Genomic DNA, 25491 nt, shown 5'->3' on the forward strand with positions numbered 1-25491 from the left:
CTTCCTACACTTGAAATCGCTCGTTCCCCGCCCCCGTAGCGCCATGATAGCCGGGCCGCCAGAGCTTCCGGTGGGCTGAAAGCGGACGGAAAGCCCCGGAGCGTCGGCGGAGCGCTTTTCCGTCGTTCATTTCCGGCTTTGCGCCGCGCCTGCTTGATGGTTAAAAGCCCCGGCATGTCCGTTTCAGACCTGCTGCCCGCGCCGGCAACCGGAAGGTTCATTGCCGCCGTGCATCATTTCCCGCTGCGCGTCTATTTCGAGGATACGGATCTCTCGGGACTGGTCTATCACGCCAATTATCTGCGCTATATGGAACGCGCCCGGTCGGACATGCTGCGCATCGCCGGAATCGACCAGCGCGCCAATCTGGAGTGCGGCGAGGGCGTCTATGCCGTCACCGACCTGCAATTGCATTATCGCCGCCCGGCGCGACTGGACGACGATCTGATGGTGGTGAGCCGCGTCACCAAAGTGGGCGCCGCTTCATGTTCCATTCATCAGACGGTCATGCGCGATGATGAAAGACTGACCGAAGGCGACATCACCGTCGCCTTCCTGACACCCCAGGGCCGCCCCCGCAGGCAACCCAAGCCCTGGATCGATATTTTCAGCCGTTTGATGAGAGGGGAAGACATCAACCCATGAGCCTTTCGATGCCCGACGTTGGCCTTGCTGTCGGCAGTGCCGCGCAAGCCGCCACCATTTCGCCGCTGAACCTGTTTCTTCAGGCCGACATCGTCGTGAAGGTGGTGATGCTGGGCCTGCTGCTGGCCAGCATCTGGACCTGGGCGATGATCCTCGGCTTCAGCTTCACCCTGCGCAAGGCCAGTAAACAGAGCAGCGCCTTCGAACAGGAATTCTGGAAGGCGGAGGATATCGACCGCTTCTATGAAGCCCGCGGCAAGGCCGAATTCCCCGCTGCCAAGGTGATGGCCGCCGGGGTCACCGAATGGCGCCGCTCGACCGCGCAAAAGGTGATCGACCGCGACGGCACGCGCGACCGGCTGTCCACCGCCATGTCCAGCACCATCGCGGCGGAGGTGGATCGCCTCTCCGACCGTCTCAACATCCTCGCCACCATCGGTTCGGTCGCGCCGTTCGTCGGCCTGTTCGGCACGGTCTGGGGCATCATGCGCGCCTTCACCGGCATTGCCGCCGCGCAGAACAGTTCGCTCGCGGTCGTGGCCCCCGGCATTGCCGAGGCGCTGTTCGCCACCGCCATCGGCCTGTTCGCGGCGATCCCGGCGGTGATTGCGTACAACCGCTTCAGCCACGGCATCAACCGGATGGAATCCGGGCTGACGCGCTTTGCGGACGGGTTCTACTCGACGCTGAGCCGTGAACTGGAAGCGCAGCGGTGATGGGGGAGACGCTGTAATGGCCATGTCCGGCCCTCCCTCCACCCGTCGCGGACGCCACCGCGCGCCGATGGCGGACATCAACGTCACGCCGCTGGTCGACGTCATGCTGGTGCTGCTGATCATCTTCATGGTGACGGCGCCGCTGCTGGTGACGGGCGTGCCGGTGAACCTGCCCGAAACCCGCGCCAAGGGACTGGATCAGGACCAGAAGCCGACCGTCATTTCCGTCGATCGCGACGGCGGCGTCTTCATCGACGACGCGCAGATCAGCGACGCCGACCTGCCGGGCCGTCTGGCCGAGATCATGTCCGCCAATGCAGGAAAGACCGAACCGCCGCAGATCTTCCTGCGTGCCGACAAGGGACTGGATTATGGCCGGGTGATGCTGGTCATGGGCGAATTGAACCGCGCCGGTCTCAACAGGGTGGCGCTGGTCAGCACCGGTGCCGAGGAAGGCGCTGCCGTCAGCGGCGGTTCAGAATAGGGGCCATAGGTCTTGGCAATGGATCGTGCGGAGAAAATCGGCCTTGGCGTGGCAACGGCGGGACATGTCCTGCTGTTCGGCCTGCTGTCGACCGGCTTTCTGGCTACCCCCAACCCACTTAAACTGAACTCACCGCCGATGGACGTCAGCCTGGTGGACGAGGTCGCGCTGAAATCGATGGCACCGCAGGTCTCGACCCAGCCGCCCCCGCCCAGCGTCGCGCCCGAACAAGGCCCGACCGAGGACGCCGCACCCGCGCCGGAACCCGAACCCGCGCCCCAGCCCGAGCCGACCCCGGCACCCCCAGCGCCCAAGCCCGCGCCGCCCAAGCCGGTGGCGAAACCCGCGCCCCCCAAGCCGATGCCCGCACCGCCGAAAAAGGACGTGCCTGCGGCCAGGCCCAAACCGAAACCGGCCGCTGAAAAGCCCGCTCCGGCGCCGCCCAGGCCTGCGCCGGAAAAGCCCCGGCCCGCCGCCGCCGCACCCGCCAAGGCGGCGCCAAAGCCCGCAGCCCAGCCAAAGGCCAAGGCCCCGGCGCGCGCTTCGGGGCAGGGCAAGGCGGAAAAGCCCAAAGGGTCACTGTTGGGCAAGGATTTCCTCAAGGGCATCGACACCGAGTCCGACGCCCCGCGCAAGCCCGCGCCGCCGCCCGCCGCCGCCATGGGTCCGGCGCAGAAGGCCGCGCTGGACGCGGAAATCCGCCGCCAGCTCAAACCCTATTGGAAATCCCCGACCGGGGCGGATGTCGAACAGCTCCGCACCTTCGTCGATGTGCAACTGAACCGCGACGGATCGCTGGCCGGCCAGCCGCAAATCTTCAACACCACCGGCATCACCGCCAGCAACCGCGCGCAGGTGACGCTGCATCAGGAACTGGCGGTCAAGGCGATCCGCCTGGCCGCGCCCTTCAAGCTCCCGCCCGATCTCTATGACGGCTGGAAATCCCTCCGCATCTCCTTCGACAAGAGGCTATCGCAATGACCCCACCCTTCAGGACAGGAAAGGCCCGGGCCGCTTTTGGGGCCGCGCTCGGGGTTCTGCTGCTGGCATTCGCGCCCGTCAGCCAAGCGCAGCTCAGCGTCGACGTGACCGACGAATCCTCTTCCAATCTCAAGATCGTCGTGCCCGCCCTCCCGGCGCAGGCGGAGGTTTCCACGCCCGCCGGGTCCTCGACCGAACTGGGGCGCAAGATCGCCGAGGTGATCGCCTCCGACCTCAAGGGATCGGGGCTGTTCGATCCCTCGGGACCGAGCGGCATCCCGACCATCGCCTTCCCCGAAGTCACCAATCCCGCCTATGACAAATGGGGCGCCTATCAGGCACTGGTGCAGGGTTTCGTGCGCACCACCGGCGGGGAAGCGGACATCACTGTCGGCTGCTATCTCTATGACGTGGCGCTGAAGCAGGAACTGACGCGGCAGGGCTATGTCGTCGCCCCGCGCGACTGGCGCCGGGCCGCGCATAAATGCGCCGACGCCATCTATGCGCGCCTGTCGGGCGAAAGCCCCTTCTTCGACAGCCGCATCGCCTATATCGCGGAAAGCGGACCCAAGGGGAACCGCACCAAGCGCCTTGCCATCATGGATTCGGACGGCGCCAACCACCGCTTCATCACCAATGGCCAGTCGATCGCGCTGACCCCGCGCTTTTCGCCCGATTACAAGTCGATCGTCTATGTGAGCTACCTGAACAACCGGGTGCGCATCTACATCTACGACATCGGCACCGGTCAGCAGCGGCTGGTGACGGAAAGCAGCAACCCGACCTTCGCGCCGCGCTGGTCGCCCGATGGCCGCAACATCCTCTTCTCCATGGCGATTGCGGGCAATACCGACATTTATCGCGTCCCCGCCAGCGGCGGCGCGCCGGTCCGGTTGACCAACGCGCCGGGCATCGATGTCGGCGGCAGCTATTCGCCCGACGGCCGCCAGATCGTGTTCGAAAGCGATCGTTCGGGCAGCCAGCAAATCTATGTGATGAACGCCGACGGATCGAACCAGCGCCGGATCAGCCATGGCGGCGGCCGCTATGCGACGCCGGAATGGAGCCCGCGCGGCGACCTCATCGCCTTCACCAAGATTTCGGGCGACTTCAAGATCGCGGTCATGACCCCCACGGGCGACAATGAGCGCATCCTGACCAATGGCTGGCAGGATGAGCAGCCCAGCTGGTCGCCCAATGGCCGCGTCCTGCAATATTTCCGCACCACGCCCGGCCGCGAAGGCAGCAGCCAGGTGTGGCAGGTCGACCTGACCGGCGTGAATGAGCGGCGGATTCCGACGCCTTTGAGCGGTTCCGATCCGGCCTGGGGTCCGCTGCTGCCTTAATCCACATTATCGTCGGAACCGAAACGTCCCGACTGCGTAACGATTTTCAGACTATATTGAGGAGCAACCCATGAAACTTTCCCGCACCATGCTGGTGGCGACGGCCATCGTGGCCCTTGCCGCCTGCTCCAAGAAGGCCCCGAAGGAACTGCCCCCCGCCCCCGGCGCCGACACGTCCGCGCAGAGCACCGGCCCGACCACGCCCGCTGGCCCGGTCAAGGGCAGCCAGGAAGATTTCGTCGCCTCGGTATCGTCGGACCGCATCCTGTTCGGCACCGATCAATATGATGTCGATGCCCAGGACCAGCAGATCCTGCAGAGCCAGGCCGCGTGGTTGCAGCAGAACCCCAATGTCCGCGTGACGATCGAAGGACATGCGGATGAGCGCGGCACCCGCGATTACAATATCGCACTGGGCGAGCGACGTGCCAATGCGGCGAAGAACTATCTCGCCTCGCTGGGCATCGATTCCGGCCGCATCACCACGGTCAGCTACGGCAAGGAACGCCCCGCCGCCCTGGGCTCGGACGAAGCGGCCTGGGCCCAGAACCGCCGCGCGGTGACGGTGACCGTCCAATATTAAGAATTTCCCCTGAAGTCCTTGGGTCGCGCCCATGCTTCATGGCCCGCCGGTCTCAAGACCGGCGGGCCTTTCTTTTCCGGTCAGGACCAGCCCCCGCCCAGCGCCAGAAAGATCGCAATCTGGTCCTGCACCAGTTGCACCCGTGCCGCCGCCGCCGCCGCCTCGGCATTGGCGAGCGACCGTTGCGCATCCAGCAGAGACAGGAAATCCCCGCGCCCGAAGCGGAACAGCTTGCCTGCCTGGCCTGCCGACACGCCCGCGCTGTTCCGTGCCCGATCCAGCGCCGCAGCCTGATCCGCACGGCGCCGATAGCCTTCCAGCGCGGTTTCCGTCTGGCGCAACGCCTCCAGCACCGTCCCGTCGAAGCGCGCCAGATCGGCCTGCACCTGCGCATCGGCCTGCGCGATCCGCGCCTTCACGACCGGCCGGTTGGGGAAGGTCCAACTGAGCAGCGGTCCCAGGCTGAGGCCGAAGCTCGACCCCGATCCGAAGCTCTTGATCGGCCCGCCCAGCCCCAGCGACCCGCCGATGCTGATCTGCGGATATAAATCCGCCGTCGCCACGCCGACCCGCGCCGTATCCCCGGCGATGCTGCGTTCCGCCTGCCGGATGTCGGGCCGCCGCCGGATCAGTGCGGCGCCGTCCCCGACCGGCATCGGCGCGTGCAGGGCAGGAAGCACCGCGCAGGCCTCGACCTCGCGCGGATAATCCGCCGGCGCCCGGCCCAGCAAGGTCGCCAGCAGGTACAACGCCGACTGCCGTTGCGCCTCGAACACGGGAAGCGCCGCCTCGCTCGCATCCACCGCCGCCTGCGCCCGGCTGACGTCGAACGCGGTACCGCGCCCGCCCTTGAACAGGCGCCGCGTGGCGTTCAGCGTCTCGCGCTGCAAGCCGACCACCCGGCGATTGACCCCCAGCGAATAATTGGCGGCGCAGACCTGCGCATAAGCCTTGGCCGTCGCCGCGGCGACGCCGACCCGCACATAGTCGCGCGCCGCCAGGACGGTTTCGACATCGGCCGTGCTCGCTTCTATGGCCTGCTTGATCCGGCCGTTCAGATCGAGCGGATAGGAGGCGCCCAGCCCCAGATCATAGCCGACCACGCCGGGCAGGCTCTCGCCCGTGCCGGAGGGCCGCGCCAGGGTCGCGCCGCCGCTCACCGCCGTGCTGATCGTGCGCTGGGCCTCAGCTTCCCGCAACACGGCCTGCGCCGCCGCCAGATTGGCGTCGGCCACGCGCAGGTCCGTGTTGGCCGCCAGCGCCTGTTCGATCAGCGCGTCCAGCTTCGGATCATTGTAAAGCTGCCACCAATGGTCGGGCAGTTCGGCATTGCTGAACGCCGTCCCCGCCGCCGAAAGGAAATCTCCCTGCGCGCCCGGCGTCGTCGCCGCCGATTTTTCCGGCGGCCGATAATCGGGGCCCGCCGTCGCGCAGGCCGCAAGCCCCAGCGCCAGCAGGGGCGTCCAGAAGGACTTAGGCATGACGGCAGGCTCCCGGCTTTGCGTCCTTCCGGGCCGGCTCGACCGTCACGGTCGCGGTGCGCCCGGCGATGAGCTTCAGGCCGGGCGGCACGTTGGTCAGCCTCACCCGCACCGGAATGCGCTGGGCCAACCGCACCCAGGAGAAAGTCGGCTCGACCGTGGGCAGCAGATTGCCCGAATCCGAACGGCTGCTGTCGTTGATGCCATAGGCGATGCTGTCGACCCGCCCGTGCAGATCCTGCGCCTCGCCCATCAGCCGTACCGTCACCGGCGCGCCGATGCAGACCAGCGGCAGCTTGGTTTCCTCGAAATAGCCCTCGATGCGCAGGCTGTCATTGTCGATCAGCGCCATCGCCTGCTTGCCCGCGGCGACATAATCGCCCGGATGCAGATCCAGATTGGTGACCCTGCCATTGACCGAGGCCACCACCTGCGTCCGCTTGAGGTTGAGCGCGGCGGCGTCCCGCGCGCTCATCGCCACGGCCAGCGCCGCTTCCGCCGTCGCCACCCGCGCGACATTCTGTTCATGGGCCTCGGCGGCGACCAGATTGCCCAGCGCCAGGTCGCGCGTCGCTTCCCGCCGCGCCTGCCCCAGCGTCGCCCGGGCCGAAGCGATCTGCGCCTCTGCCTCCTCCAGCGCCAGCGCATAGCGGGGACGGTCGATCACGAACAGCGGGTCCCCCGCCTTCACCGCCTGATTGTCCCGCACCGAAACCGACGTGACGAGACCGCTGATGTCCGGCGTCACCCGTACCACATCGGCGCGCACGCGGCCGTCGCGCGTCCAGGGACTGCGCTCATAATGGTTCCACATCCAGATCGCGACCAGGATGGCGACGATGACGATGACGATGGTGGCGGCGCTGCGGATCAGCGTGGCAGTCAGACGGTTCATAGGCGGATTCCAAGGGTGGGGACGAGAAGAGCGAGCGCACCCAGCATCAGCACGAAAATGCTGAGGTCGACCGCCGCCCGATAGGCCAGAAAACGATAGAGGCCGAAGGCGCCGATCAGCCGGGTCATGGCCCAGCTGAGGATCAGCGCGACCAGCGCCAGCAGCAGAAGCGTGGGTATGTAAACGCCGCCCAGGGCGATTTCTCCGGTCATGCGGGCCGTCCGATCAGGGAAAGGGTTGGATAGGTCGCGCTCTCGGGGAACAGGTTGCGGCGCAGGCTCACCAGCGCGAGGATCGCCTCGCGCCGAATGTCTACGCGGGAATTGTGCGACAGGTCGCCAATGGCTTCGTCGATGTCGGCCAGCAAGGCGGGCGGCGCGGATTGGGGCGCGTCGGGGTCCAGCCGGCGATAATGCGCGCTGACGCCGGTCAGCACATCGGTCAGGGGCGCCGCTTCGCTGCCGGGCAGGCTCAGCCGCAACTGGCGCAGTTCCCCGATCGCAACCCCGGTGCGCAGGTCGCGCAGCGCATGGTATAGCGGCTCGCCGCTGTCGTTGCGCGCCGCCGCCAGACGCGGCGCCAGCAAGGCGATGCGGTCCAGCATCCGGTTGATCCATCCGCGCACATCGGGCGGCGTCGTCAGCGTGGCGCGGTTGGCGATGTCGTTCCAGCCCGCGCGCACGGTCCGCCGGATCGCGCGTTCGACCCCCGCGGACTGCAACAGTCCGGCCATGATGATCGCGAACCAGATACCGACCAGCTGTGCCACCGATCCGTTCACATAGCTGGAGAAGGCGCTGACATAATGATCCGACAACAGAACCGGGCTGCCCAGTCCCAGCAGCGTCGGCATCGCGATTCCGGCCCATCGGGGCGACGCCATCATCGTGCCCAAAAACAGCAGCATCGGCGCATAGGCCGCCGCCAGCAGGGCGAAGCCGTCGAGCCGGGGCATGATCGCATAGCCATAGAGCGCCCCCAGCACCGAAGCGGCGATGGTGCCGATCATGAAGCCCTTGAGCGGCGCCAGCGGGTTGTCCGACGCGGAGAACAGCGACAGGAACACGCCCGCCAGCATCACCGCGCTGCCGCCGTCCTTCCAGCCGCTGCCGATCCACAGCGCGCAGCCCACCGCCACGGTGAGGAAAGCGCCAAAGGCGCCGCGCAGGGCGGCGGCATAATCCTTGTGCAACTCGCGATTGCGGCGCCCTTCCAGCAGTTCGCCCACGCGCGGGTTGACCGGCTGGCGGCTGTGCGTCGCCATCTGGTCGTTCAGGTCGCGGCAGTCCCGATGGGCGGCGATCAGCGCCGCCAGCCGCGCGAACAGGCTGAGCCGCATCATCTCGGCCCAATTCATGTCCGCCTGCGCCGCCGGCTCCAACAGGGCGCAGCGGGCGATCAGCGCATTGGCCTGCTCGGTCCGCTCCGCCCGCTGTTCGCCGGGGTGCACGATCCAGGCGCGCGCATCGGCGATCAGGGCGCGAACCTCCTCCGGCACGGCGCCGCCGCTCGCGGCCTTGAGCATCGCCAGCCGGTCCTCCACCGCCGCGCCCAGCGGCAGCAACAGGGACAGCTGGTCCTGCATCGCCCGCACCGTGCGCACGCGCGGCGCCAGACGGGAAATGTCGAAGGGCAGGTGCACCGACATCTGGTGCAGTTCGGTGATGTCCTGCGCCAGCCGGCGGCGTTCCTGATCCAGCCCCTCCACCGGTTCCAGCGCGATGGCGTCATGCGACCAGCGCTCGGCGTCGCGCAGCATCGCCTCCACCCGGGACAGCAGCAAATTGGTGATGGAACCGGGAAAAAGAACGCCGTGGACCAGGCTGCCGCAGGCTATGCCGATGATGATTTCCTGCACGCGCAGCGTCGCCACGGTGAAGATGGTCTGCGGAATGTCGACATCGGGAAAGACGATCAGGCAGGCGCTATAGCCCGCCAGCACGAACATGTAGGATCGCGGCGTGCGGTCGAGCAGCGACACGAACACGCAAATGGCCAGCCACAGCGCCATGGCAAGCGTCAGCAATTCCGGCGAATTGACCAGCGGCGGCACGATGGCGACGGAGAATGTCGCCCCGACCAGCGTGCCGATGACGCGGAATACCGCCTTGGAGATCACCGCCCCTGCCAGCGGCTGGGCGACGATATAGCTGGTCAGAAACGCCCAATAGGGCCGTTCCAACCCGATGCGGAGCGCGATGAACAGCGCCAGCATGGCCGCGACGAAGCATTTGAGGGAAAACAGCGCGGCCGGCCAGCCGATGCGCTCGCCAAAGGCTTTCATCTCAGCCTTGCCCCCGCCGTTCCGCCATGCGCTTTTCCAGCAAGCTCAACAGGTTGACGGCAATTTCGATGGCGGCGTCGGGCACGCCCTCCAGCAACTCGGCCCGCAGATTGTCCAGCCTGGCTTCGATCTGCCCCACCATGTCCTGCCCTTCCGGCGTGAAGGCGACTCGGTTCGAACGCCGATCATCAGGGTTCGGCACGCGCTCGACAAGTCCCGCCGCTTGCAACTGATCGAGGGTCCGAACCAGCGAAGGCTGCGCAATGCCCAGTTCCTCGGCCAGATCGGCCTGTCGGGCATCCGGCCCGAGCCGGTCGAGATAGATAAGGCACCAGCCCGCGCTGTTCGATACCCCGAATTCGGCCAGCGCCAGATCGGCCAGTTGCCGCCACTGGCGCGCGACCTGCGGCATTTTATGCGCCAAAGCGCGTTTCAATTCCGATTCAGGCATTTTTCTTAGGTAGCTAACTAATAGCTTCAGTCAAGATGATAGTTTCGATTTGCTCCTTAAATTTTGTTCATGTTTGCGCGAGATCAGGAATGAAAAAGGGGCCGGGAACGCTGTGCTTCCCCGCCCCTTCCCAATGCCTGTTGGACCGTTCAGCCCCGACGTGTGCCCGAAAAGCCCGCCGCGCCGAAGGCGCCCAGTTGCATCGTGCCGGTGATGCTGTCCCCGTTCACTTCCGCCTCGCATTCCAGCGTCATCGGCATGGGTAGGGTCATGTTCATCTTCCAGTTCAGCTTGTTGCCGGCGACCTTGCCCTCGGCCACGTCGAGCGAGCCCATCATGCCCGCGAAGGTGCCGTGGAAATTGTCGCCCGCGCTGATGACGGTCAGCACGCCATTCTGGTCGCCCATCGGCGTCTTCGCCACGCAATCATAGGCCCCGTCCACTGCTGCCATAGCACTTCTCCTTTACGTAATCGTCAATCTGCCAATGTGCCCATTTCCACCGGAAGGCCGACCGCGTCAAGCTGCGGTTTCACCAGCTTCGCATCGCCGACCACGACCCAGATCAGGCGGTCGGGATGGATCGCCTCCCGCGCCGCCTTGTCCATGTCGGCGGCCGTCATGGCGCGATAGACGCCCGGCAGGGTCGCATAATAATCGTCCGGGCGCCCCAGCATCCGGTTGCGCATCATCGCGCCGAGCAGGTCGGACGAGGTTTCGAAGCTGCCCGGCAACGACAGGATCTGGCTGTTGATCGTCTGGTTACGCTCCGCTTCGGTCGTGCCCTTGGCGGTCAGGAAGTCGCCGATGTCCTTGCGCGCGGCGGTGATGGATTCGCCGGTCTTGTCGGTCTGCACCGGGGCATAGACCAGCAGCGGGACCGTCTCCTTGACCCCCGGCAGCGCGCTCCCGGCATAATAGGCCCAGCCCTTGCTCTCCCGCAGGTCCATGATCAGGCGCGAGGTGCTGCTGCCGCCCATCACTTCGTTGGCGGTGATGAGCGTCACCGGATTGTCGGTGCCCTGCTTGTTGGTGAGCAGGCCGGCCAGGATCATCGACTGCGGGCTTTGCGGCTTGTCGACCAGGATGATCCGCGCCGGGCGCATCATGCGGTCCATGCGGAACAGCTTGGCGCCCTTGGCGGTCTTGGGCGCTTTCCAGTCCCCGAAGCGCTTTTCCAGCAACGGCATCACATCGGCCAGAGTCGTGTCCCCGGTCACGAAGATCGTCGCATTGTCGGGCCGCAGCCATTTGTCATGGAAGGCGACCAGATCGGCCCGCGTCACCGCCTTGACGCCGCTTTCCGTGCCCGATCCGGTGAACGGAATGCCATAGGGATGCGCCTGCCCATAAAGCAGCGGTGGCAACAGGCGCTGCGCGATCGGCATGGGTTCGGTCTTTTCCGCCGCGATCCGGGTCAGCACCTGCCCGCGCAGGCGCTCGACCTCGGTCGGCGCGAAGGCGGGATTGCGGATGACATCGGCCAGCAGGCCGAGCGACGCATCCAGATTGGGCTTGAGCGCGTAGAGGCCGACATTGGTGGCATCCATGCTGTTGCCCGCGCTGATCGATGCGCCCAGCCGCTCCTGCTCTTCCGCGATCTGGATCGAGCTGCGCGTCGTCGTGCCTTCGTCCAGCAGCGCCGTGGTCAGCCCCGCCGTGCCCAGCTTCGCCTTGTCATCGGCGGCATTGCCCGCGTCGAAGGACACCGACACCCGCACCACCGGCACCGTCGCCCGGCGCGCGAACACCACCGCTATGCCGTTCTTCAACGTCGCATGTTCGACTGCCGGGAATTCCAGATCCTTGACCGGCTCGATCCCCGGTTCGGCGATCTTCGCGGGCGGCGGCGGGGTCGCCGCCACAGGCGCGGGCTTTTTGGGATCGCGGAAATAGGCGGGGTGGTGGATGGCGTTGCCCGCCAGCGCATTATCTTCCGCCGAGCGCGCGCCCGGCGCCACGGTCAGGCGGAACACCGGCCGCCCCAGCCATTTGCGCGCGGCCTCGCTCACCGATTGCGGCGTGGCGGCGGCATAGACTTCCAAGTCTTTCTTATATTTGGCCGGGTCGTTGGAATAGACCGCGCCCTCGGCCAGCGTCACCGCCTTGCCGTTGAAGCCGCCCACTTTTTCCAGCCCGCCGATGGTGCCCGAAAGCTGCTGCGTCGCGGCGCGCTGGACCTCATCGGCGCTCGGCCCCTTGGCGAGATAGTCGGCCAGAAGCTGGTCCAGCCGCTTGCCCACCGCCACCGGGTCCTGCCCCGGCTTCACATCCACCGTGATCTCGGCAATGCTGAGCTTTTCGAAGGGCTGGATGCTGGCCTTGACGCCGACCGCGACCTTCTCGTCGCGCACCAATATGTTGTCGAGCCGCGAGGATTTGAGTCCGCCGAACACGGCCATCGCCAGATCGAGCTGCGGCAGGTCGTCGCTATTCACCCCCGGCACGATCCAGTTGCGATAGAGCCGGGTGGCGGCGACATTATCGTGCATCACCTTCTCGACATCCTTGTCGAGCGTCGGCACCGTCGCATCCACATCCCTGGGCGCGGGACCGGCGGCGATATTGCCGAACCACTTCTCCACCTTCGCCCTGGCGGTCGGTACGTCGATGTCGCCCGCCAACACCAGCACGGCATTGTTCGGGCCGTAATGCGTCTTGAACCAGTTCTGCACGTCGGCCAGGCTGGCTGCGTTCAGGTCCGCCATCGACCCGATGGTCGAGTGGCGATAGGGGTGTCCTTCCGGCAGCATGGCAGCCAATTGGGCATATTCGACGAGGCCATAAGGCTCGTTCTCGCCCATGCGCTTTTCATTCTGCACGACGCCGCGCTGGGCATCGAGCTTGGTCTGTGTCACCGCCCCCAGCAGATGGCCCATGCGGTCGGATTCCAGGAACAGCGCCCGGTCGAGCGCCCCGGTCGGCACCGTCTCGAAATAATTGGTGCGGTCGAACCAGGTCGTGCCGTTCCAGTCGGTCGCGCCGATATCCTCCAGCCGCCCGAAAAACGGCCCATCGGCATTTTCCGAGCCGTAGAACATCAGATGCTCGAACAGATGGGCAAAGCCTGTCTTGCCCGCAGGCTCGAAGCGCGACCCGACATGATACCAGACCGACACCGCCACCACCGGCGCCTTGCGGTCGGTGTGGACGATGACGCGCAGACCGTTTTTGAGGGTGAATTCCTCATAGGGAATGTTCACCGCCGCCACGAGGCTGGAGAGCGGCGCGGGCGCAACCGCGCTGGCCGCCGCCGGAACCGCCATCGCCTGCATCGGCAGGATCGCAAGCGGAGACAGGCCGAGCATCAGGGCGATCCGGCGGGAAATGGGGGAAAAGGTCATGAGCGCCTCATGAAGGTCAGTGGATCGGCGGCAGCATAGCGGGGCGTTTTAGACGCGCAATACGCTTTCCGCTGGACAGTTTCCGCGAGGGAGATAGGCTCCGGTTTCAACCATAAAAAGAAAGGTTTCGCGCCCGATGCGTCTGCGGTCCCTGGCTTTCGCTCCGTTCCTCGCGCTCGCCACTCCAGGCGTGGCAATGGCCGAGGCTTCCCCTGCCATCTCCAGCGAGGCCATTCGGGCCGATATCGGCTTTCTGGCCGACGACCTGCTGGAAGGGCGCGACGCGGGCACGCGCGGCTATGACATTGCCGCCCGCTATGTTGCCGCGCGGTTCGAGACGCTGGGTCTGCAACAGGCGGTGCCGGATAGTTGGTATCAGCCGGTGACGCTCGCCGTCGCTCGGCTGGACCGGGCATCGGTGCCTTCACTGACCATTGGCGGCAAACGCTTCACCGACGATGTCGCCATCGGCGCCTTCGGCCGAGAGCTGCAACAGAGCGTGGAAGCGCAGGCCGTGTTCGTCGGCTATGGCCTGAAATCGGACCGCGAGAAGATCGACGATTATGCGGGCCTGAACCTCAAGGGCAAGTTCGCGGTCGCGCTGTCCGGTTCGCCGGTCGGGATGCCCAGCGAGATCGGCGCGCACCTCGCTTCCGAAAAATCGCTCGCCGCGCAACAGGCCGGCGCCATCGGCCTCATCACCATTCCCAGTACCGGCCTGCTGGCGCGCACGCCCTGGGAGAAGCTCCGTGAACGGGCACAGACGCCGACCGTGAGTTGGCTGGAAAAGGACGGCCAGCCCTATGTCCGCACGCCCGCCATTCGCGCGACCGGCTATGTGACCGGGACCGCCGCCGATGCGCTGCTCGCCGGGTCGGGCAAAAGCATCGCCGCCATCCGCGCGCAGGCCGAGAAGAAGGGCGTCCGGCCCAAGGGCTTCGCGCTCAAACCCACTATTCGGATCGACCGCGCCAGCACCGTCGAAACCGCGCCCAGCCGCAATGTGCTGGCGGTGCTGCCCGGATCCGACCCGGCGCTGTCCCATGAATATGTGCTGCTGATGGCGCATCTTGACCATCTGGGGATCAAGGAAAGCGCCAAGGGACCGGACAAGATCTACAATGGCGCGATGGACAACGCCTCAGGCGTGGCGACCATGCTGGCGGTGGCGAAGGCCTTTGCGGAAAGCGGTCGGCGGCCCAAGCGCTCCATCCTGTTCGCGGCGGTGACGGCGGAGGAGGACGGGCTGCTCGGTTCGCAATATCTGGCCAGGAATCCGGTAATGCCTGCTGGCGGCAAGCTGGTCGGCGTGGTCAATCTCGACATGCCGATCCTGACCTATGATTTTCAGGATGTGGTGGCTTTCGGGGCCGAGCATTCGACCCTTGGCCCGATCGTGGAAAAGGCCGCCCGAGCGGAGGGCGTGTCGCTTTCACCCGATCCGCTGCCGTCCGAGGGTCTGTTCACGCGATCCGACCATTATCGCTTCGTGCAGGAAGGCGTGCCTGCCGTATTCCTGATGACCGGCTTTGCCGGGCCGGGGAAAGAGGCGTTCGAGCATTTCCTCAAGACCGACTATCATCAGCCCTCCGACCAGATGAGCCTGCCTTTCCATTGGGAAGCGGCGGCTAAGTTCGCCAAGGTGAACTATGCCATCGCCCGCGAGATCGCGGACGAACCGCAGGCGCCGCTGTGGTACAAGGACGACTTTTTCGGGGATGCCTTTGCGCCGGATGCGCCGAAGGCGGTGAAACCATGAACCGCATCGCGAATTGATGCGGTTAAGGATATTAGCTTAGGCCCTCTTGTGTTGCTTTTATGCAACATTACATCGTGACCAGTTTCACGAAGGGGCCAATTCCCAGAAGAGGACAGCATGAACCTCGAAAAATTTACTGACCGCGCCAAGGGCTTTCTCCAGTCGGCGCAGACCGTCGCGATCCGGATGAGCCATCAGCGCATCAGCCCGGAACATCTGTTGAAGGCGCTGCTGGAGGACCAGCAGGGCATGGCCTCCGGCCTGATCAAGGCGGCGGGCGGCGACGCCAGCGTGGCATTGCGCGAAACCGACGCGGCGCTGGCCAAGGTGCCGTCCGTCTCCGGCAGCGGCGCGCAGCAGACGCCCGGTCTCGACAATGACGCCGTGCGGGTGCTCGACAGTGCCGAGCAGGTCGCGACCAAGGCGGGCGACAGCTTCGTCACCGTCGAGCGGCTGTTGCTCGCGCTGGTCCTTGCCACCACGACAGCGGCGGGCAAGGCGCTGGCCGCGGCAGGCGTGAAGGCGGACGCGCTGAACAGTGCGATCAACAATCTGCGCGGCGGCCGCACCGCCGACACGGCGGGGGCGGAGGATCGCTACGACGCGCTCAAGAAATTCGCCCGCGACCTGACCGAAGCGGCGCGCATGGGCAAGCTCGACCCGGTGATCGGCCGGGACGAGGAAATCCGCCGCACCATCCAGATTCTGGCGCGGCGTACCAAGAACAATCCCGTGCTGATCGGCGACCCCGGCGTCGGCAAGACCGCCATTGCCGAGGGGCTGGCGCTGCGCATCGCCAATGGCGATGTGCCCGACACGCTGAAGGATCGCACGCTGATGGCGCTCGACATGGGGTCGCTGATCGCGGGCGCGAAATATCGCGGCGAATTCGAGGAACGGCTGAAGGGCGTGCTGGACGAGGTGAAGGGCGCGGAAGGCCAGATCATCCTCTTCATCGATGAGATGCACACGCTGATCGGCGCGGGCAAGTCCGAAGGCGCGATGGACGCGGGCAATCTGCTGAAGCCTGCGTTGGCGCGGGGCGAGCTGCATTGCATCGGCGCGACCACGCTCGACGAATATCGCAAATATGTTGAGAAGGACCCCGCGCTCCAGCGCCGGTTTCAGCCGGTCTTCGTGGGCGAGCCGACGATGGAGGACACTATCTCCATCCTGCGCGGCCTGAAGGAGAAGTACGAACTCCACCATGGCGTGCGGATCACCGATGGCGCGTTGGTGTCGGCGGCGACGCTCTCCAACCGCTACATCACCGACCGTTTCCTGCCGGACAAGGCCATCGACCTGATGGACGAGGCCGCCAGCCGCCTGCGCATGGAGGTGGAGTCCAAGCCGGAGGAGATCGAGACGCTCGACCGGCGGATCATCCAGCTCAAGATCGAGCGGGAGGCTCTGAAGAAGGAGACGGACAAGGCTTCGGCCGACCGTCTGGCCGCGCTGGAGGGGGATCTGGCGAACCTGGAGCAGCAGTCGGCCGAACTGACGCAGCGCTGGCAGGCGGAGAAGGACAAGATTGCGGGCGAGAGCAAGCTGAAGGAGCAGCTTGACGCCGCGCGGGTCGAACTGGATCAGGCGCAGCGCGCTGGCGATCTCGCCAAGGCCGGGGAGCTTGCCTATGGCCGCATCCCGGACCTGGAGCGCAAGCTGGCCGAGGCGCAGAACGTCACGCAAGGGGCGATGCTGCGCGAGGAAGTGACGCCCGAAGACATTGCCTCCGTCGTGTCGCGCTGGACCGGCATTCCCGTCGACAAGATGATGGAGGGCGAGCGGGAAAAGCTGCTCGCGATGGAAACGGAACTGGGCAAGCGCGTCATCGGTCAGGCGGAGGCGGTGAAGGCCGTGTCGACCGCCGTGCGCCGTTCGCGGGCGGGCTTGCAGGACCCGAACCGGCCTTTGGGCAGTTTCCTGTTCCTCGGCCCCACGGGCGTGGGCAAGACCGAACTGACCAAGGCGCTCGCCGGCTTCCTGTTCGACGACGACAGCGCGATGGTGCGCATCGACATGAGTGAGTTCATGGAGAAGCATTCGGTCGCCCGGCTGATCGGCGCGCCTCCGGGCTATGTCGGTTATGAGGAAGGCGGCGTGCTGACCGAAGCGGTGCGGCGGCGGCCCTATCAGGTCGTGCTGTTCGACGAGGTGGAAAAGGCGCACAGCGATGTGTTCAACGTGCTTCTCCAGGTGCTGGACGATGGCCGCCTGACCGATGGACAGGGCCGCACGGTGGACTTCACCAATACGATCATCGTGCTGACGTCCAACCTTGGCAGCCAGTTCATCGCCAGCCTGGCCGATGACGAGCCGGTCGAGAAGGTCGAGGATCAGGTGATGGAGATTGTCCGCGCCCATTTCCGGCCGGAATTCCTGAACCGGCTGGACGAGGTGATCCTGTTCCACCGTCTGGGCGCGAGCCATATGGCGCCGATCGTCGACATCCAGGTCGCGCGCATCGGCAAGCTGCTGAAGGACCGCAAGGTGACGCTCGACCTGACCGACGGGGCGCGGGCGTGGCTGGGGCGGGTCGGCTATGACCCGATCTATGGCGCGCGACCGCTCAAGCGGGCGGTTCAGCGCTATTTGCAGGACCCTCTCGCCGACCTGATCCTGCGCGGCGAAGTGCCGGATGGGTCGACGGTGAAGGTCGACGAGGGCGATGGGGCGTTGAAACTCAGCCTCGCCTGATCCACAGAAGCAAAAAAAGGGGCGCTTCCGGATGGAAGCGCCCCTTCTTCATTCGGATTGCGGCAGGCCGATCAGTAATCGACCTTCACGCCGACGCGGAACCAGCGGCCGGTGAAGCCGGCGCCTTCCCAGGCCACGTTATAGTTGTAACCCAGGCTGTAGGTCTGGCCCGGATTGAAGTCCGGCTTCGTGTCGAGCAGGTTCATGACGTTGGCGTAGAGGGTGAACTGGTCGGCGACCTTCACGCTGGCCGTCATGTCGAGATCGATCCAACGCTTGGCGCGGCACTTGAACGGCGAGCCGTCGCGATAGGTGTAGACCGAAGCGCCCGTGCTGGCTTCGCAATCGCCCTTCACGCCTTCATAGTCGATCGAGGCCATGTCATAACCGGACGTGTAATAGGCGGTCAGGTTGAGGAAGGCCTTGTCGTTGAAGTCGAGCGTGTTGCTCCAGGTCCCACGCCATTTCGGCGCACCCGAGCAGGACGTCACGTCGCACGGGCTGAGCGTGCCGTCATAGCGCTGGACGACGCCGCCGACCGTTTTCTGCAGCTTCATCAGATAGGACGCGTTCACGCTGCTGGTCAGACGGATGTTGCTGCCCAGATCGAAACGCCCCGTCGCCGAGAAGTCCAGACCCGAAGCGATCTGCGAATCCGAGTTCACGAACGAATATTCGATGAAGCCCAGAACCGGCAGCGCGCTCGGGTGATCGGGATCGGGGATACCCGGCTTGACCGTCAGACCCGGCAGATTCACGACGCCGTTATTCTGATAATAGAGCGTCGGGACTTCCGAATAATCGGGGCTACCGATCAGGCCCTTGATCTTGATGTGCCAATAGTCGGCGGTGAAGGAGAAGCGCGAAGACGGCTCGAACACGGCACCCAGCGTGTAGGAAGTCGACTTTTCAGGCTTCAGTTCCGGATTGCCGATGGCGGTCAGACCATAGGAATAGGGCAGCGATGCATAGGCGTTGCCGCCGTGAGCCTGGATGAAGGCAGCGCCTTCCGGCGTCGTCGGATCGATCGTCGTCGTGACATAACCGGTGGTCGGCAGACCATAGGCCTCGTTGAAGCTCGGGATGCGGAAGCCCTTCGAGAAGGTGCCGCGCAGACGGACCTGCTCGATCGGCTTCACGATCGCGGTGAACTTCGGCGAGAAATTCTTCTGGCCCGACGAATAATTGTCGTAACGGCCCGAAGCGTTCAGCGACAGCTGGTCGAAGACCGGGGCGTCCAGTTCGAAGAAAGCCGACTTGACGTTACGGCTGCCGATCGCGCCCACGGCGTTGATGCTGTAATAACGCTCGGACGGATTGTCGTTGTTCGGCGGATTGGCGCTCGGATTGTCGATCGATTCGTGACGATAGGCGCCGCCGATGGCGAGCTTCAGCGCGCCGCCGGGCAGCTGGAAGAATTCCTTGGCCAGCGTGGCCTGGACCTGCCACAGTTCCGAGCTCGACTTGTTGACGTTGACCGGCGCGATATAGTTGCGCAGCTCTTCCGAATTGGCGGCCGGATTGATGAAGTTCCACGAACCGTCATTGATCACGTCGACCAGATGCTGGGCGAAGAGAAAGTTCTTGTTCGTGACCTTCAGATCGACGCGCGACCAGGTGAAGTTCGCGTCATAGTCCCAGCCCGTGCCGAAGGAGCCGTTGATCCCGGCGGCCGCGCGGTAGGTCTTGGCATCGCTGAACGTTTCGCGCGGACGATCATAGCGATAGTTGACGCGAGCGAGCTGGCCCGACGAGGCGAAGGGATTGTTCGGGTTCAGCGTACCGTTCGCAGCGGTGCAGGTCACGGTGCCCTGCGGGCAGACATAGACCGGCAGCAGGACCGGGCTGAGGACGAAAGTGTCGCCGCCCGCGGCGGTCTGACCGGCGAAGGTCAGCGGCGCAATCGAGGACGCCGTCTTGACATTATAGAAGTTGAACATCGCATAGGCCTGGGCGCTGCTGCCCACATTGACCGTGGCGTGCAACGCGCCACCGATCCGTTCGATCGACGGCTGGGCCTGCAGATAATCCTTGACGTTATCCTGCTGGCACTGCTGCGCCGTCGCGCCGAGCGCCGCCTGCTGCGCCGGAGTCAACGTGATCGACGTCAGGTCGCGACATCCGGCTGCCGGATTGGCGAGTACCCAGTTGCCGCTCGGCGTCAGCGTGGTCGGATCATACGGACGCATGACGGGCACACGTGTGGACCCGATGCTCAGGATCGTGCCGTCGCTCTGGACGCCGTTGATGACGTTGTTGGCGAGGCAGCTTCCCGCCTCGTTGCAATAGGAGCTGAGATCGGCCGAGTTCCAGGGAAAGCCACGATCGCGGGCATAGAGCGGATCGCTCTTCTGATATTCGCCGTTGATGTAGATGTTGAAGCCGTCTTCGTTGAGCTTGCCATAGCCGTAGGTCGCGTCGATCCGGCGCTCCCCGGCGTCGCCGCGCTGCGAAATGCCGGCTGAGGCATTGGCGTGCAGACCGACGATTTCCTTCTTGACGATGACGTTGACCACGCCCGCGACGGCGTCCGCGCCATAGGTAGCCGACGCGCCGTCCTGCAGCACGTCGATGCGGTCGACGATGGCGTCCGGCATCGCGTTCAGGTCGACGAAGTTGCGGTGGCCGTCATCCGCCAGCGGATAAGGCGCGCTGCGCAGGCCGTCGAACAGGGTCAGCGTGTTGCCGCTGCCCAGACCGCGCAGCGACACGGCGGTCGCGCCAGTCGCGAAGTTGAAGCTGTTCCAGCTCTTGCTCATCGAACCCGCATTGTTCGCGGAGATCGACTGGACGGCATCGGAAATGGTGTTGACGCCGCGCTTGGACAGTTCTTCCGAACTGAGGACCGTCAGCGGAGCGGCTGTCGCCGTCGACGGATTGCGGAAGATGGAACCGGTAACGACGATGGTTTCGCCCGCCGTGTCAGCCTCAGCCTGCTGGTCGGCAGCCTGGGGAGCCTGTGCGAATGCGGGTGCGGAGAAGGCCGCGAGGCCGGCGCCGACAAGCGTCAACGCCTGGAGAGCCGCGCCACCGCGCAGCCCGATCTTGGTTATGCTCTTCACAATCCAGTCCCTTGCTCTGGAGTCATGTGGATCGCTCCACATGCTTGTTTGCGACGTGCGAAAGGAGCAACGGAGCCCGACAGCAGTCCCCTCCCACACGTACTACCGGGCAGTGTGCGCAGTCGTTTTATGGGTGTAAAGCAATGTGATCGAGGGCTAAGGCGGATTTGACGCAAACTGTAGCAATTATGCAACAAAGGCCTTGCAGCCTGTTGGACAGCCATATAATAATAATGTTACAGCACCGTGTTTCCGGGCAAAATTTTTGCTTGGAAGGCACCGTAACGAACAAATTAAATTATCGTTCCCTGTAACATTGTTTCAATTTTTCGGCATCGGTCCAACCAGCAGAAGAGGGTCGATCCGCGCCTCATTCCACTTCATGCCCCAATGAAGATGGGGTCCGGTTGCCCGGCCGGTGGCGCCGATCGCCCCGATGCGCTGTCCCTGAACCACATGCTGTCCCAGAATCACATCGATCCGCGACAGGTGCAGAAACGCGCTGTTGAGACCATGGCCATGGTCGATCATCAGCAGGTTGCCCTCCAGCGTGTAGGGATGGTCGGCGGCCAGGATCACCACGCCGTCGGCGGGCGCAACGACCGGTTCGCCGGTCGCTCCGGCAATATCCACGCCGCCATGATAGGCGCCCGGTTGCCCCTGATAGATGCGCTGCGATCCGAACAGGCCCGAAATGCGGCCCGTGCGGGGCCAGATGAAGCCTTGGCGCCAACCCCGCGCCTCCGTCACCTTGTCCCGGGCGGCGGCGATCCGTTCCAGTTCGGGTTGGCGGAGCGCAAGGAAGGTCTCGCTGTTCCGGGTGGGGCGCAGAGGGGCGTTGACCCGCTCGAGCCGCCAGGCGCGAGGCGAAACGGTGAGCGGGCGATCGAGCGTACGGCCATCGGCGAGCCGCGCGACGAGGCTGGCTTGCGGCGGCGCGTCGCGGTCGAAGGCGATGAGGAAACGACCGTCAGCGTCGACCGGAACGGGCCGGCCGTTGAAACGGAGTTCGACGGTGCCGGCGGGCGCGGTGCCGAGCAGCGTGCCGCCCTGCGTCGGCGTTCCGGCCAGGACGATCCCGTCGGCAAACGGCGCGGCCGATGGCGCGACCGTCGCACCGGTCAGCGCCAGCGCGACAGCGGCGATCCAGCGTCTCATCTACAGGTTACGCGCCTTCAATTCCGCCTGGGCGGAGAGTTCGGCGCTGGCATAGGGTTCCTGCCGGGCAATGCTCCAGTAGCGCAGATCATCCAGCGGGATCTTCTGGCCGCTGACGGCGCAGACGACATGGTCGCCGGTCTGAAGCACGCGGAAGCTGTAGGCCATATAATGCAGCCGGGCCGGGCGGTCGCGGTTGGACATCAGCATGGATCAAACGGCCTTTCCTGAACGCAGCGGCATCAGGAAAACAAATCCTGTTGCCCGCTGTCCTGCCCTTCGCGCGGCTTGCGGGGAGGGCGGGATGGAGTCGATATAGCCTCGGCGGGCGGCTTCTCAAGGGGGGTGGCACCTTCAATGGCCGCGTCGACCGCGCCGTCGCGGAAGTGCAGGCTGACGGCGCCCGCCGCCTGCGCCTCCGCCACCGATTTGACCAGCCGGTCGCCCGTCATCACCCGCGCAAAGCCGCGCTGCAGGGGCAGGTCGGGATCGACCGAGGTGAACAGGCGCGAAATGCGGTCGAACGCCGTGGCACGGTCACGATAGACCCGTTCCAGATAATCGGGGCGCAGTTGCAGGTGCCCGACGCGTTCCTTGGCGCGGCTGACATAGTGCTGGAGCAGCGCGGGGCGCAGCGCGCCGCTCGCCTGCCCCAGATGGGCGCGGGCATCGGCGACACGGTGGCGCAGGCCGCTGGCCATGCCCTCCGACAACTGGTCCAGCCGTTGGCGCTGGGGCGCGAGCAGCGTGTCGGGCGTGGGCATCAGCCGCATCTGCATTTCCAGCCGCTCGCGCGCTTGGCCAGCGCCACGCCGCACCGCCCGATCCATGCGCAGCCCCTGTTCGGTCAGCATCGCCAGCAATTCCGCCCGCACCGGCACCGCCATTTCCGCCGCGGCGGTCGGCGTCGGGGCGCGCATGTCGGCGGCATAATCGCAGAGCGTGGTATCCGTCTCATGCCCCACGGCGGAGATGATCGGGATCGAGCATTCCGCCACCGCGCGGACGACGATCTCCTCATTGAAGCTCCACAGATCCTCGATGGAACCGCCGCCGCGCGCCACGATCACCAGATCGGGCCGGGGCAACGGACCACCGGGCCGCATGGCGCTGAAGCCGTGCACGGCGCGGGCGATCTGCTCCGCCGCGCCCTGCCCCTGCACCAGCACCGGCCAGAGCAGCACCTGCGTCGGGCAGCGATCCTCCAGACGGTGGAGAATGTCGCGAATCACCGCCCCCGTGGGCGACGTCACGACGCCGATGACGCGCGGCATGAAGGGCAGGCGGCGCTTGCGGTCGCGGTCGAACAGCCCTTCCGCGGCAAGCTTCTGCTTCAATTTTTCGAGAAGCGCCATCAACGCGCCCTCGCCCGCCAACTCCATCCGCTCGATCACCATCTGATATTTGGAGCGGCCGGGATAGGTGGTCAGCTTGCCGGTGGCGATCACCTCCACCCCGTCCTGCGGCGCGAAGGGCAGGCGCGCCGCCCCACCCTTCCACATCACGCCGTCGATCACGGCATTGTCGTCCTTCAGGCAGAGATAGATGTGGCCCGATCCCGCCCGCTTGAAGCCGGAAATCTCCCCGCGCAGCCGGACATGACCGAAGCGGTCCTCAACCGTTCGCTTCAACATGGCCGACAATTCACTCACCGAAAGCGGCGGCGCGTTGTCCCCCGCGCGTTCCTCGGCTAACAGGCGCCCCGAGACATCGAAACCAGCTTCATATTCCGGGGACATGGGCGAAATGAACATCCTTCTGTTGGGCGGCGGCGGCCGCGAACATGCTCTGGCGTGGAAGCTGGCGCAATCGCCGGCTCTCGACACCCTTTATGCCGCGCCGGGCAACCCCGGCATAGCCCAGCATGCGACGCTGGTCGACCTTGATGCCACGGATCATCGCGCGGTGGTCGATTTCTGCCTGCGCCACAGCATCGGCCTGGTCGTGATCGGGCCGGAAGCGCCGCTGGTCGATGGCCTCGCCGACAATCTGCGGGTCAAGGGCTATCCGGTCTTCGGCCCCGGCAAGAGGGCAGCGCAACTCGAAGGGTCCAAGGGCTTTACCAAGGATCTCTGCAAACGCGCCAACATCCCGACCGCCGCCTATGAGCGCGTCAGCAGCAAGGACGGAGCCATCGCCGCACTGGACGATTTCGCGCTGCCGGTGGTCATCAAGGCCGATGGTCTGGCGGCGGGCAAGGGCGTCATCATCGCCGAAACGCGCGACCAGGCTGTCGAGGCGATCGAGGACATGTTCTCCGGCGCCTTCGGCGCAGCAGGCGCGGAAGTGGTGCTGGAAGAGTTCATGACCGGCGAGGAAGCGAGCTTCTTCGCACTGACCGACGGCAGCGCGATCCTGCCCTTCGGCTCCGCGCAGGATCACAAACGCGTCGGTGACGGCGATATCGGCCCCAATACCGGCGGCATGGGTGCCTATAGCCCGGCACGGGTGCTGACGCCCGAGCTGGAAGCACAGGTGATCGAAACGATCATCCGCCCGACCGTGGAAACGTTGGCGGCCGAGGGCATGCCCTATAGCGGCGTGCTCTACGCGGGCCTCATGCTGACCGCCGAAGGGCCGAAGCTGATCGAATATAATGCCCGCTTCGGCGATCCGGAATGCCAGGTGCTGATGATGCGCTTCGACGGCGATCTGGTGGACCTGCTGCTCGCCGTGGCGCAGGGCAGGCTGGCCGAACAAGGGCCCGTGCAGTTGGCGGACCGCACCGCCCTCACCATCGTCATGGCGGCGAACGGCTATCCGGGCACCCCGGAAAAGGGCGGCGCCATTGGCGGCATCGATGCAGCGGAAGCGACCGGCGCACGGGTTTTCCACGCGGGAACCGCGGACAAGGACGGCACCATCGTCGCCAATGGCGGGCGCGTCCTCAACGTCACAGCGACCGGCGATACGGTGAAGGCCGCGCAGCAGGCCGCCTATGCCGCAGTCGACGCGATCGACTTCCCGACCGGCTTCTGCCGGCGCGATATCGGTTGGCGCGAAGTCGCGCGCGAGGAAACATCGCGCTGATCCCTTGCCTGACGCGCGAAAGCGCTCATAAATAAGGCAAGTCAGACAGGGAGGGGTGAGCGATGCAAGAATTTTTCATGGACTATGGGCTGTGGCTGCTGATTGCGCTGCTGATCGTCATAGGCGTCGTCTTCCTGCTGTCCGGGCGTAAGGGATCGACCGAAGCGCCGGTTGTGGAGGCAAAACAGCCTGCCGCTCCTCTTGCCGCCGCACCCGTCGTTCCCGTGGCGCCCCCACCTGCGCCGGAGCCGGTTGAAGTCGCCGCTGCGGAACCGGTCGCCGCCGCCCCGGCACCGATCCCGGTTTCGCCGGCGGTTACGGCCGCGGCGGACGGTCCCGACGATCTGCTCAAGCTGAAGGGCGTGGGCCCCAAGCTCAACATGCTGCTGATTGAACTGGGCGTCACCCGCTATGCCCAGATTGCCGGGTGGAGCGATACGGACATCGCCGCCATCGACGCGAGGCTGGGTAATTTCAGGGGCCGCCCGGTGCGCGATCACTGGGTCGATCAGGCGACATATCTGGCAGCCGGCGACATTGCCGGCTTCGAAGCCAAATATGGCAAAATCTGACGCG

General features: G+C 65.5%; 21 protein-coding genes. 10 read left to right on the top strand and 11 right to left on the bottom strand.

Annotation, left to right across the window (positions count from 1 at the left end; all coding sequences use genetic code 11):
• The first annotated feature begins 174 nt into the window (after window positions 1–174).
• The 6 genes from F7P65_RS02565 to pal all read left to right on the top strand — a co-directional run bounded on the left by F7P65_RS02565 (window position 175) and on the right by pal (window position 4755).
• Complete coding sequence (locus tag F7P65_RS02565; RefSeq protein WP_150290173.1) at window positions 175–645, top strand: YbgC/FadM family acyl-CoA thioesterase; 471 nt, start codon at window positions 175–177, stop codon at window positions 643–645.
• On the top strand, window positions 642–1361 hold the full coding sequence (gene tolQ, locus F7P65_RS02570; RefSeq protein WP_150290174.1) for a protein TolQ: 720 nt from the start codon (window positions 642–644) through the stop codon (window positions 1359–1361). Before F7P65_RS02565 ends, tolQ begins: the two co-directional genes overlap by 4 nt.
• A 16-nt stretch (window positions 1362–1377) precedes the next feature.
• Complete coding sequence (gene tolR / locus F7P65_RS02575) at window positions 1378–1845, top strand: protein TolR (RefSeq protein ID WP_150290175.1); 468 nt, start codon at window positions 1378–1380, stop codon at window positions 1843–1845.
• A gap of 18 nt (window positions 1846–1863) precedes the next feature.
• Entirely contained in the window at window positions 1864–2826 is a 963-nt protein-coding gene (locus F7P65_RS02580; RefSeq protein WP_150290227.1) for a TonB C-terminal domain-containing protein, read from the top strand.
• On the top strand, window positions 2823–4172 hold the full coding sequence (tolB, locus tag F7P65_RS02585) for a Tol-Pal system beta propeller repeat protein TolB (RefSeq protein ID WP_150290176.1): 1350 nt from the start codon (window positions 2823–2825) through the stop codon (window positions 4170–4172). Before F7P65_RS02580 ends, tolB begins: the two co-directional genes overlap by 4 nt.
• 70 nt (window positions 4173–4242) lie before the next feature.
• Window positions 4243–4755: a peptidoglycan-associated lipoprotein Pal gene (pal, locus tag F7P65_RS02590; RefSeq protein ID WP_150290177.1), complete on the top strand. Its 513-nt coding sequence runs from the start codon at window positions 4243–4245 to the stop codon at window positions 4753–4755.
• 80 nt (window positions 4756–4835) lie between these two features.
• On the opposite strand, the gene F7P65_RS02595 is transcribed toward pal, so the two are convergent.
• The 7 genes from F7P65_RS02595 to F7P65_RS02625 all read right to left on the bottom strand — a co-directional run bounded on the left by F7P65_RS02595 (window position 4836) and on the right by F7P65_RS02625 (window position 13209).
• Window positions 4836–6236, bottom strand: a complete 1401-nt coding sequence (locus F7P65_RS02595; RefSeq protein WP_150290178.1) for an efflux transporter outer membrane subunit — start codon at window positions 6234–6236, stop codon at window positions 4836–4838.
• Window positions 6229–7131: an efflux RND transporter periplasmic adaptor subunit gene (locus F7P65_RS02600; RefSeq protein WP_150290179.1), complete on the bottom strand. Its 903-nt coding sequence runs from the start codon at window positions 7129–7131 to the stop codon at window positions 6229–6231. The genes F7P65_RS02595 and F7P65_RS02600 overlap by 8 nt, the downstream gene beginning before the upstream one ends.
• Entirely contained in the window at window positions 7128–7343 is a 216-nt protein-coding gene (locus F7P65_RS02605; RefSeq protein ID WP_150290180.1) for a DUF1656 domain-containing protein, read from the bottom strand. Before F7P65_RS02605 ends, F7P65_RS02600 begins: the two co-directional genes overlap by 4 nt.
• Window positions 7340–9415, bottom strand: a complete 2076-nt coding sequence (locus F7P65_RS02610) for an FUSC family protein (protein WP_150290181.1) — start codon at window positions 9413–9415, stop codon at window positions 7340–7342. Before F7P65_RS02610 ends, F7P65_RS02605 begins: the two co-directional genes overlap by 4 nt.
• A 1-nt stretch (window position 9416) precedes the next feature.
• Entirely contained in the window at window positions 9417–9866 is a 450-nt protein-coding gene (locus F7P65_RS02615; RefSeq protein ID WP_150290182.1) for a MarR family winged helix-turn-helix transcriptional regulator, read from the bottom strand.
• Window positions 9867–10015: 149 nt separating this feature from the next.
• Entirely contained in the window at window positions 10016–10318 is a 303-nt protein-coding gene (locus F7P65_RS02620; protein ID WP_150290183.1) for a hypothetical protein, read from the bottom strand.
• A gap of 23 nt (window positions 10319–10341) precedes the next feature.
• Window positions 10342–13209, bottom strand: a complete 2868-nt coding sequence (locus tag F7P65_RS02625; RefSeq protein WP_150290184.1) for a M16 family metallopeptidase — start codon at window positions 13207–13209, stop codon at window positions 10342–10344.
• A 136-nt stretch (window positions 13210–13345) separates the two neighbouring features.
• Here F7P65_RS02625 and F7P65_RS02630 point away from each other — a divergent pair, with 136 nt between their 5' ends.
• Together F7P65_RS02630 and clpB are read left to right on the top strand one after the other, a co-directional pair.
• The gene (locus tag F7P65_RS02630; protein WP_150290185.1) at window positions 13346–14968 is read left to right on the top strand and encodes a M28 family metallopeptidase; all 1623 of its coding nucleotides are present in this window, start codon (window positions 13346–13348) and stop codon (window positions 14966–14968) included.
• A 117-nt stretch (window positions 14969–15085) separates the two neighbouring features.
• Complete coding sequence (clpB, locus tag F7P65_RS02635) at window positions 15086–17665, top strand: ATP-dependent chaperone ClpB (protein ID WP_150290186.1); 2580 nt, start codon at window positions 15086–15088, stop codon at window positions 17663–17665.
• 71 nt (window positions 17666–17736) lie between these two features.
• On the opposite strand, the gene F7P65_RS02640 is transcribed toward clpB, so the two are convergent.
• The 4 genes from F7P65_RS02640 to xseA all read right to left on the bottom strand — a co-directional run bounded on the left by F7P65_RS02640 (window position 17737) and on the right by xseA (window position 23624).
• Window positions 17737–20727, bottom strand: a complete 2991-nt coding sequence (locus F7P65_RS02640; RefSeq protein WP_162854518.1) for a TonB-dependent receptor plug domain-containing protein — start codon at window positions 20725–20727, stop codon at window positions 17737–17739.
• Window positions 20728–21048: 321 nt separating this feature from the next.
• Complete coding sequence (locus F7P65_RS02645; RefSeq protein ID WP_150290188.1) at window positions 21049–21885, bottom strand: M23 family metallopeptidase; 837 nt, start codon at window positions 21883–21885, stop codon at window positions 21049–21051.
• On the bottom strand, window positions 21886–22095 hold the full coding sequence (locus tag F7P65_RS02650) for a DUF2093 domain-containing protein (RefSeq protein ID WP_150290189.1): 210 nt from the start codon (window positions 22093–22095) through the stop codon (window positions 21886–21888).
• 32 nt (window positions 22096–22127) lie between these two features.
• Entirely contained in the window at window positions 22128–23624 is a 1497-nt protein-coding gene (gene xseA, locus F7P65_RS02655; protein ID WP_150290190.1) for an exodeoxyribonuclease VII large subunit, read from the bottom strand.
• 7 nt (window positions 23625–23631) lie between these two features.
• Here xseA and purD point away from each other — a divergent pair, with 7 nt between their 5' ends.
• The gene (gene purD / locus F7P65_RS02660; RefSeq protein ID WP_150290191.1) at window positions 23632–24915 is read left to right on the top strand and encodes a phosphoribosylamine--glycine ligase; all 1284 of its coding nucleotides are present in this window, start codon (window positions 23632–23634) and stop codon (window positions 24913–24915) included.
• Between the two features lie 62 nt (window positions 24916–24977).
• A complete protein-coding gene (locus F7P65_RS02665; RefSeq protein ID WP_150290192.1) occupies window positions 24978–25487 on the top strand; it encodes a hypothetical protein in 510 nt (169 codons plus the stop codon).
• The last annotated feature ends 4 nt before the right edge of the window (window positions 25488–25491 follow it).

This window comes from Sphingobium estronivorans (assembly GCF_008692605.1).
GTDB classification, from domain to species: Bacteria; Pseudomonadota; Alphaproteobacteria; order Sphingomonadales; family Sphingomonadaceae; genus Sphingobium; species Sphingobium estronivorans.

Excerpts from the sequence above, each read along its gene's own strand:
- F7P65_RS02630 (WP_150290185.1), top strand. The coding sequence starts at position 13,346 with ATGCGTCTGCGGTCCCTGGCTTTCGCTCCGTTCCTCGCGCTCGCCACT.
- F7P65_RS02600 (WP_150290179.1), bottom strand. The coding sequence starts at position 7,131 with ATGAACCGTCTGACTGCCACGCTGATCCGCAGCGCCGCCACCATCGTC.
- F7P65_RS02625 (WP_150290184.1), bottom strand. The coding sequence starts at position 13,209 with ATGACCTTTTCCCCCATTTCCCGCCGGATCGCCCTGATGCTCGGCCTG.
- F7P65_RS02565 (WP_150290173.1), top strand. The coding sequence starts at position 175 with ATGTCCGTTTCAGACCTGCTGCCCGCGCCGGCAACCGGAAGGTTCATT.
- F7P65_RS02605 (WP_150290180.1), bottom strand. The coding sequence starts at position 7,343 with ATGACCGGAGAAATCGCCCTGGGCGGCGTTTACATACCCACGCTTCTG.
- xseA (WP_150290190.1), bottom strand. The coding sequence starts at position 23,624 with ATGTCCCCGGAATATGAAGCTGGTTTCGATGTCTCGGGGCGCCTGTTA.
- tolQ (WP_150290174.1), top strand. The coding sequence starts at position 642 with ATGAGCCTTTCGATGCCCGACGTTGGCCTTGCTGTCGGCAGTGCCGCG.
- purD (WP_150290191.1), top strand. The coding sequence starts at position 23,632 with ATGAACATCCTTCTGTTGGGCGGCGGCGGCCGCGAACATGCTCTGGCG.
- F7P65_RS02650 (WP_150290189.1), bottom strand. The coding sequence starts at position 22,095 with ATGCTGATGTCCAACCGCGACCGCCCGGCCCGGCTGCATTATATGGCC.
- tolB (WP_150290176.1), top strand. The coding sequence starts at position 2,823 with ATGACCCCACCCTTCAGGACAGGAAAGGCCCGGGCCGCTTTTGGGGCC.
- F7P65_RS02595 (WP_150290178.1), bottom strand. The coding sequence starts at position 6,236 with ATGCCTAAGTCCTTCTGGACGCCCCTGCTGGCGCTGGGGCTTGCGGCC.
- F7P65_RS02580 (WP_150290227.1), top strand. The coding sequence starts at position 1,864 with ATGGATCGTGCGGAGAAAATCGGCCTTGGCGTGGCAACGGCGGGACAT.
- tolR (WP_150290175.1), top strand. The coding sequence starts at position 1,378 with ATGGCCATGTCCGGCCCTCCCTCCACCCGTCGCGGACGCCACCGCGCG.
- F7P65_RS02665 (WP_150290192.1), top strand. The coding sequence starts at position 24,978 with ATGCAAGAATTTTTCATGGACTATGGGCTGTGGCTGCTGATTGCGCTG.
- clpB (WP_150290186.1), top strand. The coding sequence starts at position 15,086 with ATGAACCTCGAAAAATTTACTGACCGCGCCAAGGGCTTTCTCCAGTCG.
- F7P65_RS02610 (WP_150290181.1), bottom strand. The coding sequence starts at position 9,415 with ATGAAAGCCTTTGGCGAGCGCATCGGCTGGCCGGCCGCGCTGTTTTCC.
- pal (WP_150290177.1), top strand. The coding sequence starts at position 4,243 with ATGAAACTTTCCCGCACCATGCTGGTGGCGACGGCCATCGTGGCCCTT.
- F7P65_RS02620 (WP_150290183.1), bottom strand. The coding sequence starts at position 10,318 with ATGGCAGCAGTGGACGGGGCCTATGATTGCGTGGCGAAGACGCCGATG.
- F7P65_RS02615 (WP_150290182.1), bottom strand. The coding sequence starts at position 9,866 with ATGCCTGAATCGGAATTGAAACGCGCTTTGGCGCATAAAATGCCGCAG.
- F7P65_RS02645 (WP_150290188.1), bottom strand. The coding sequence starts at position 21,885 with ATGAGACGCTGGATCGCCGCTGTCGCGCTGGCGCTGACCGGTGCGACG.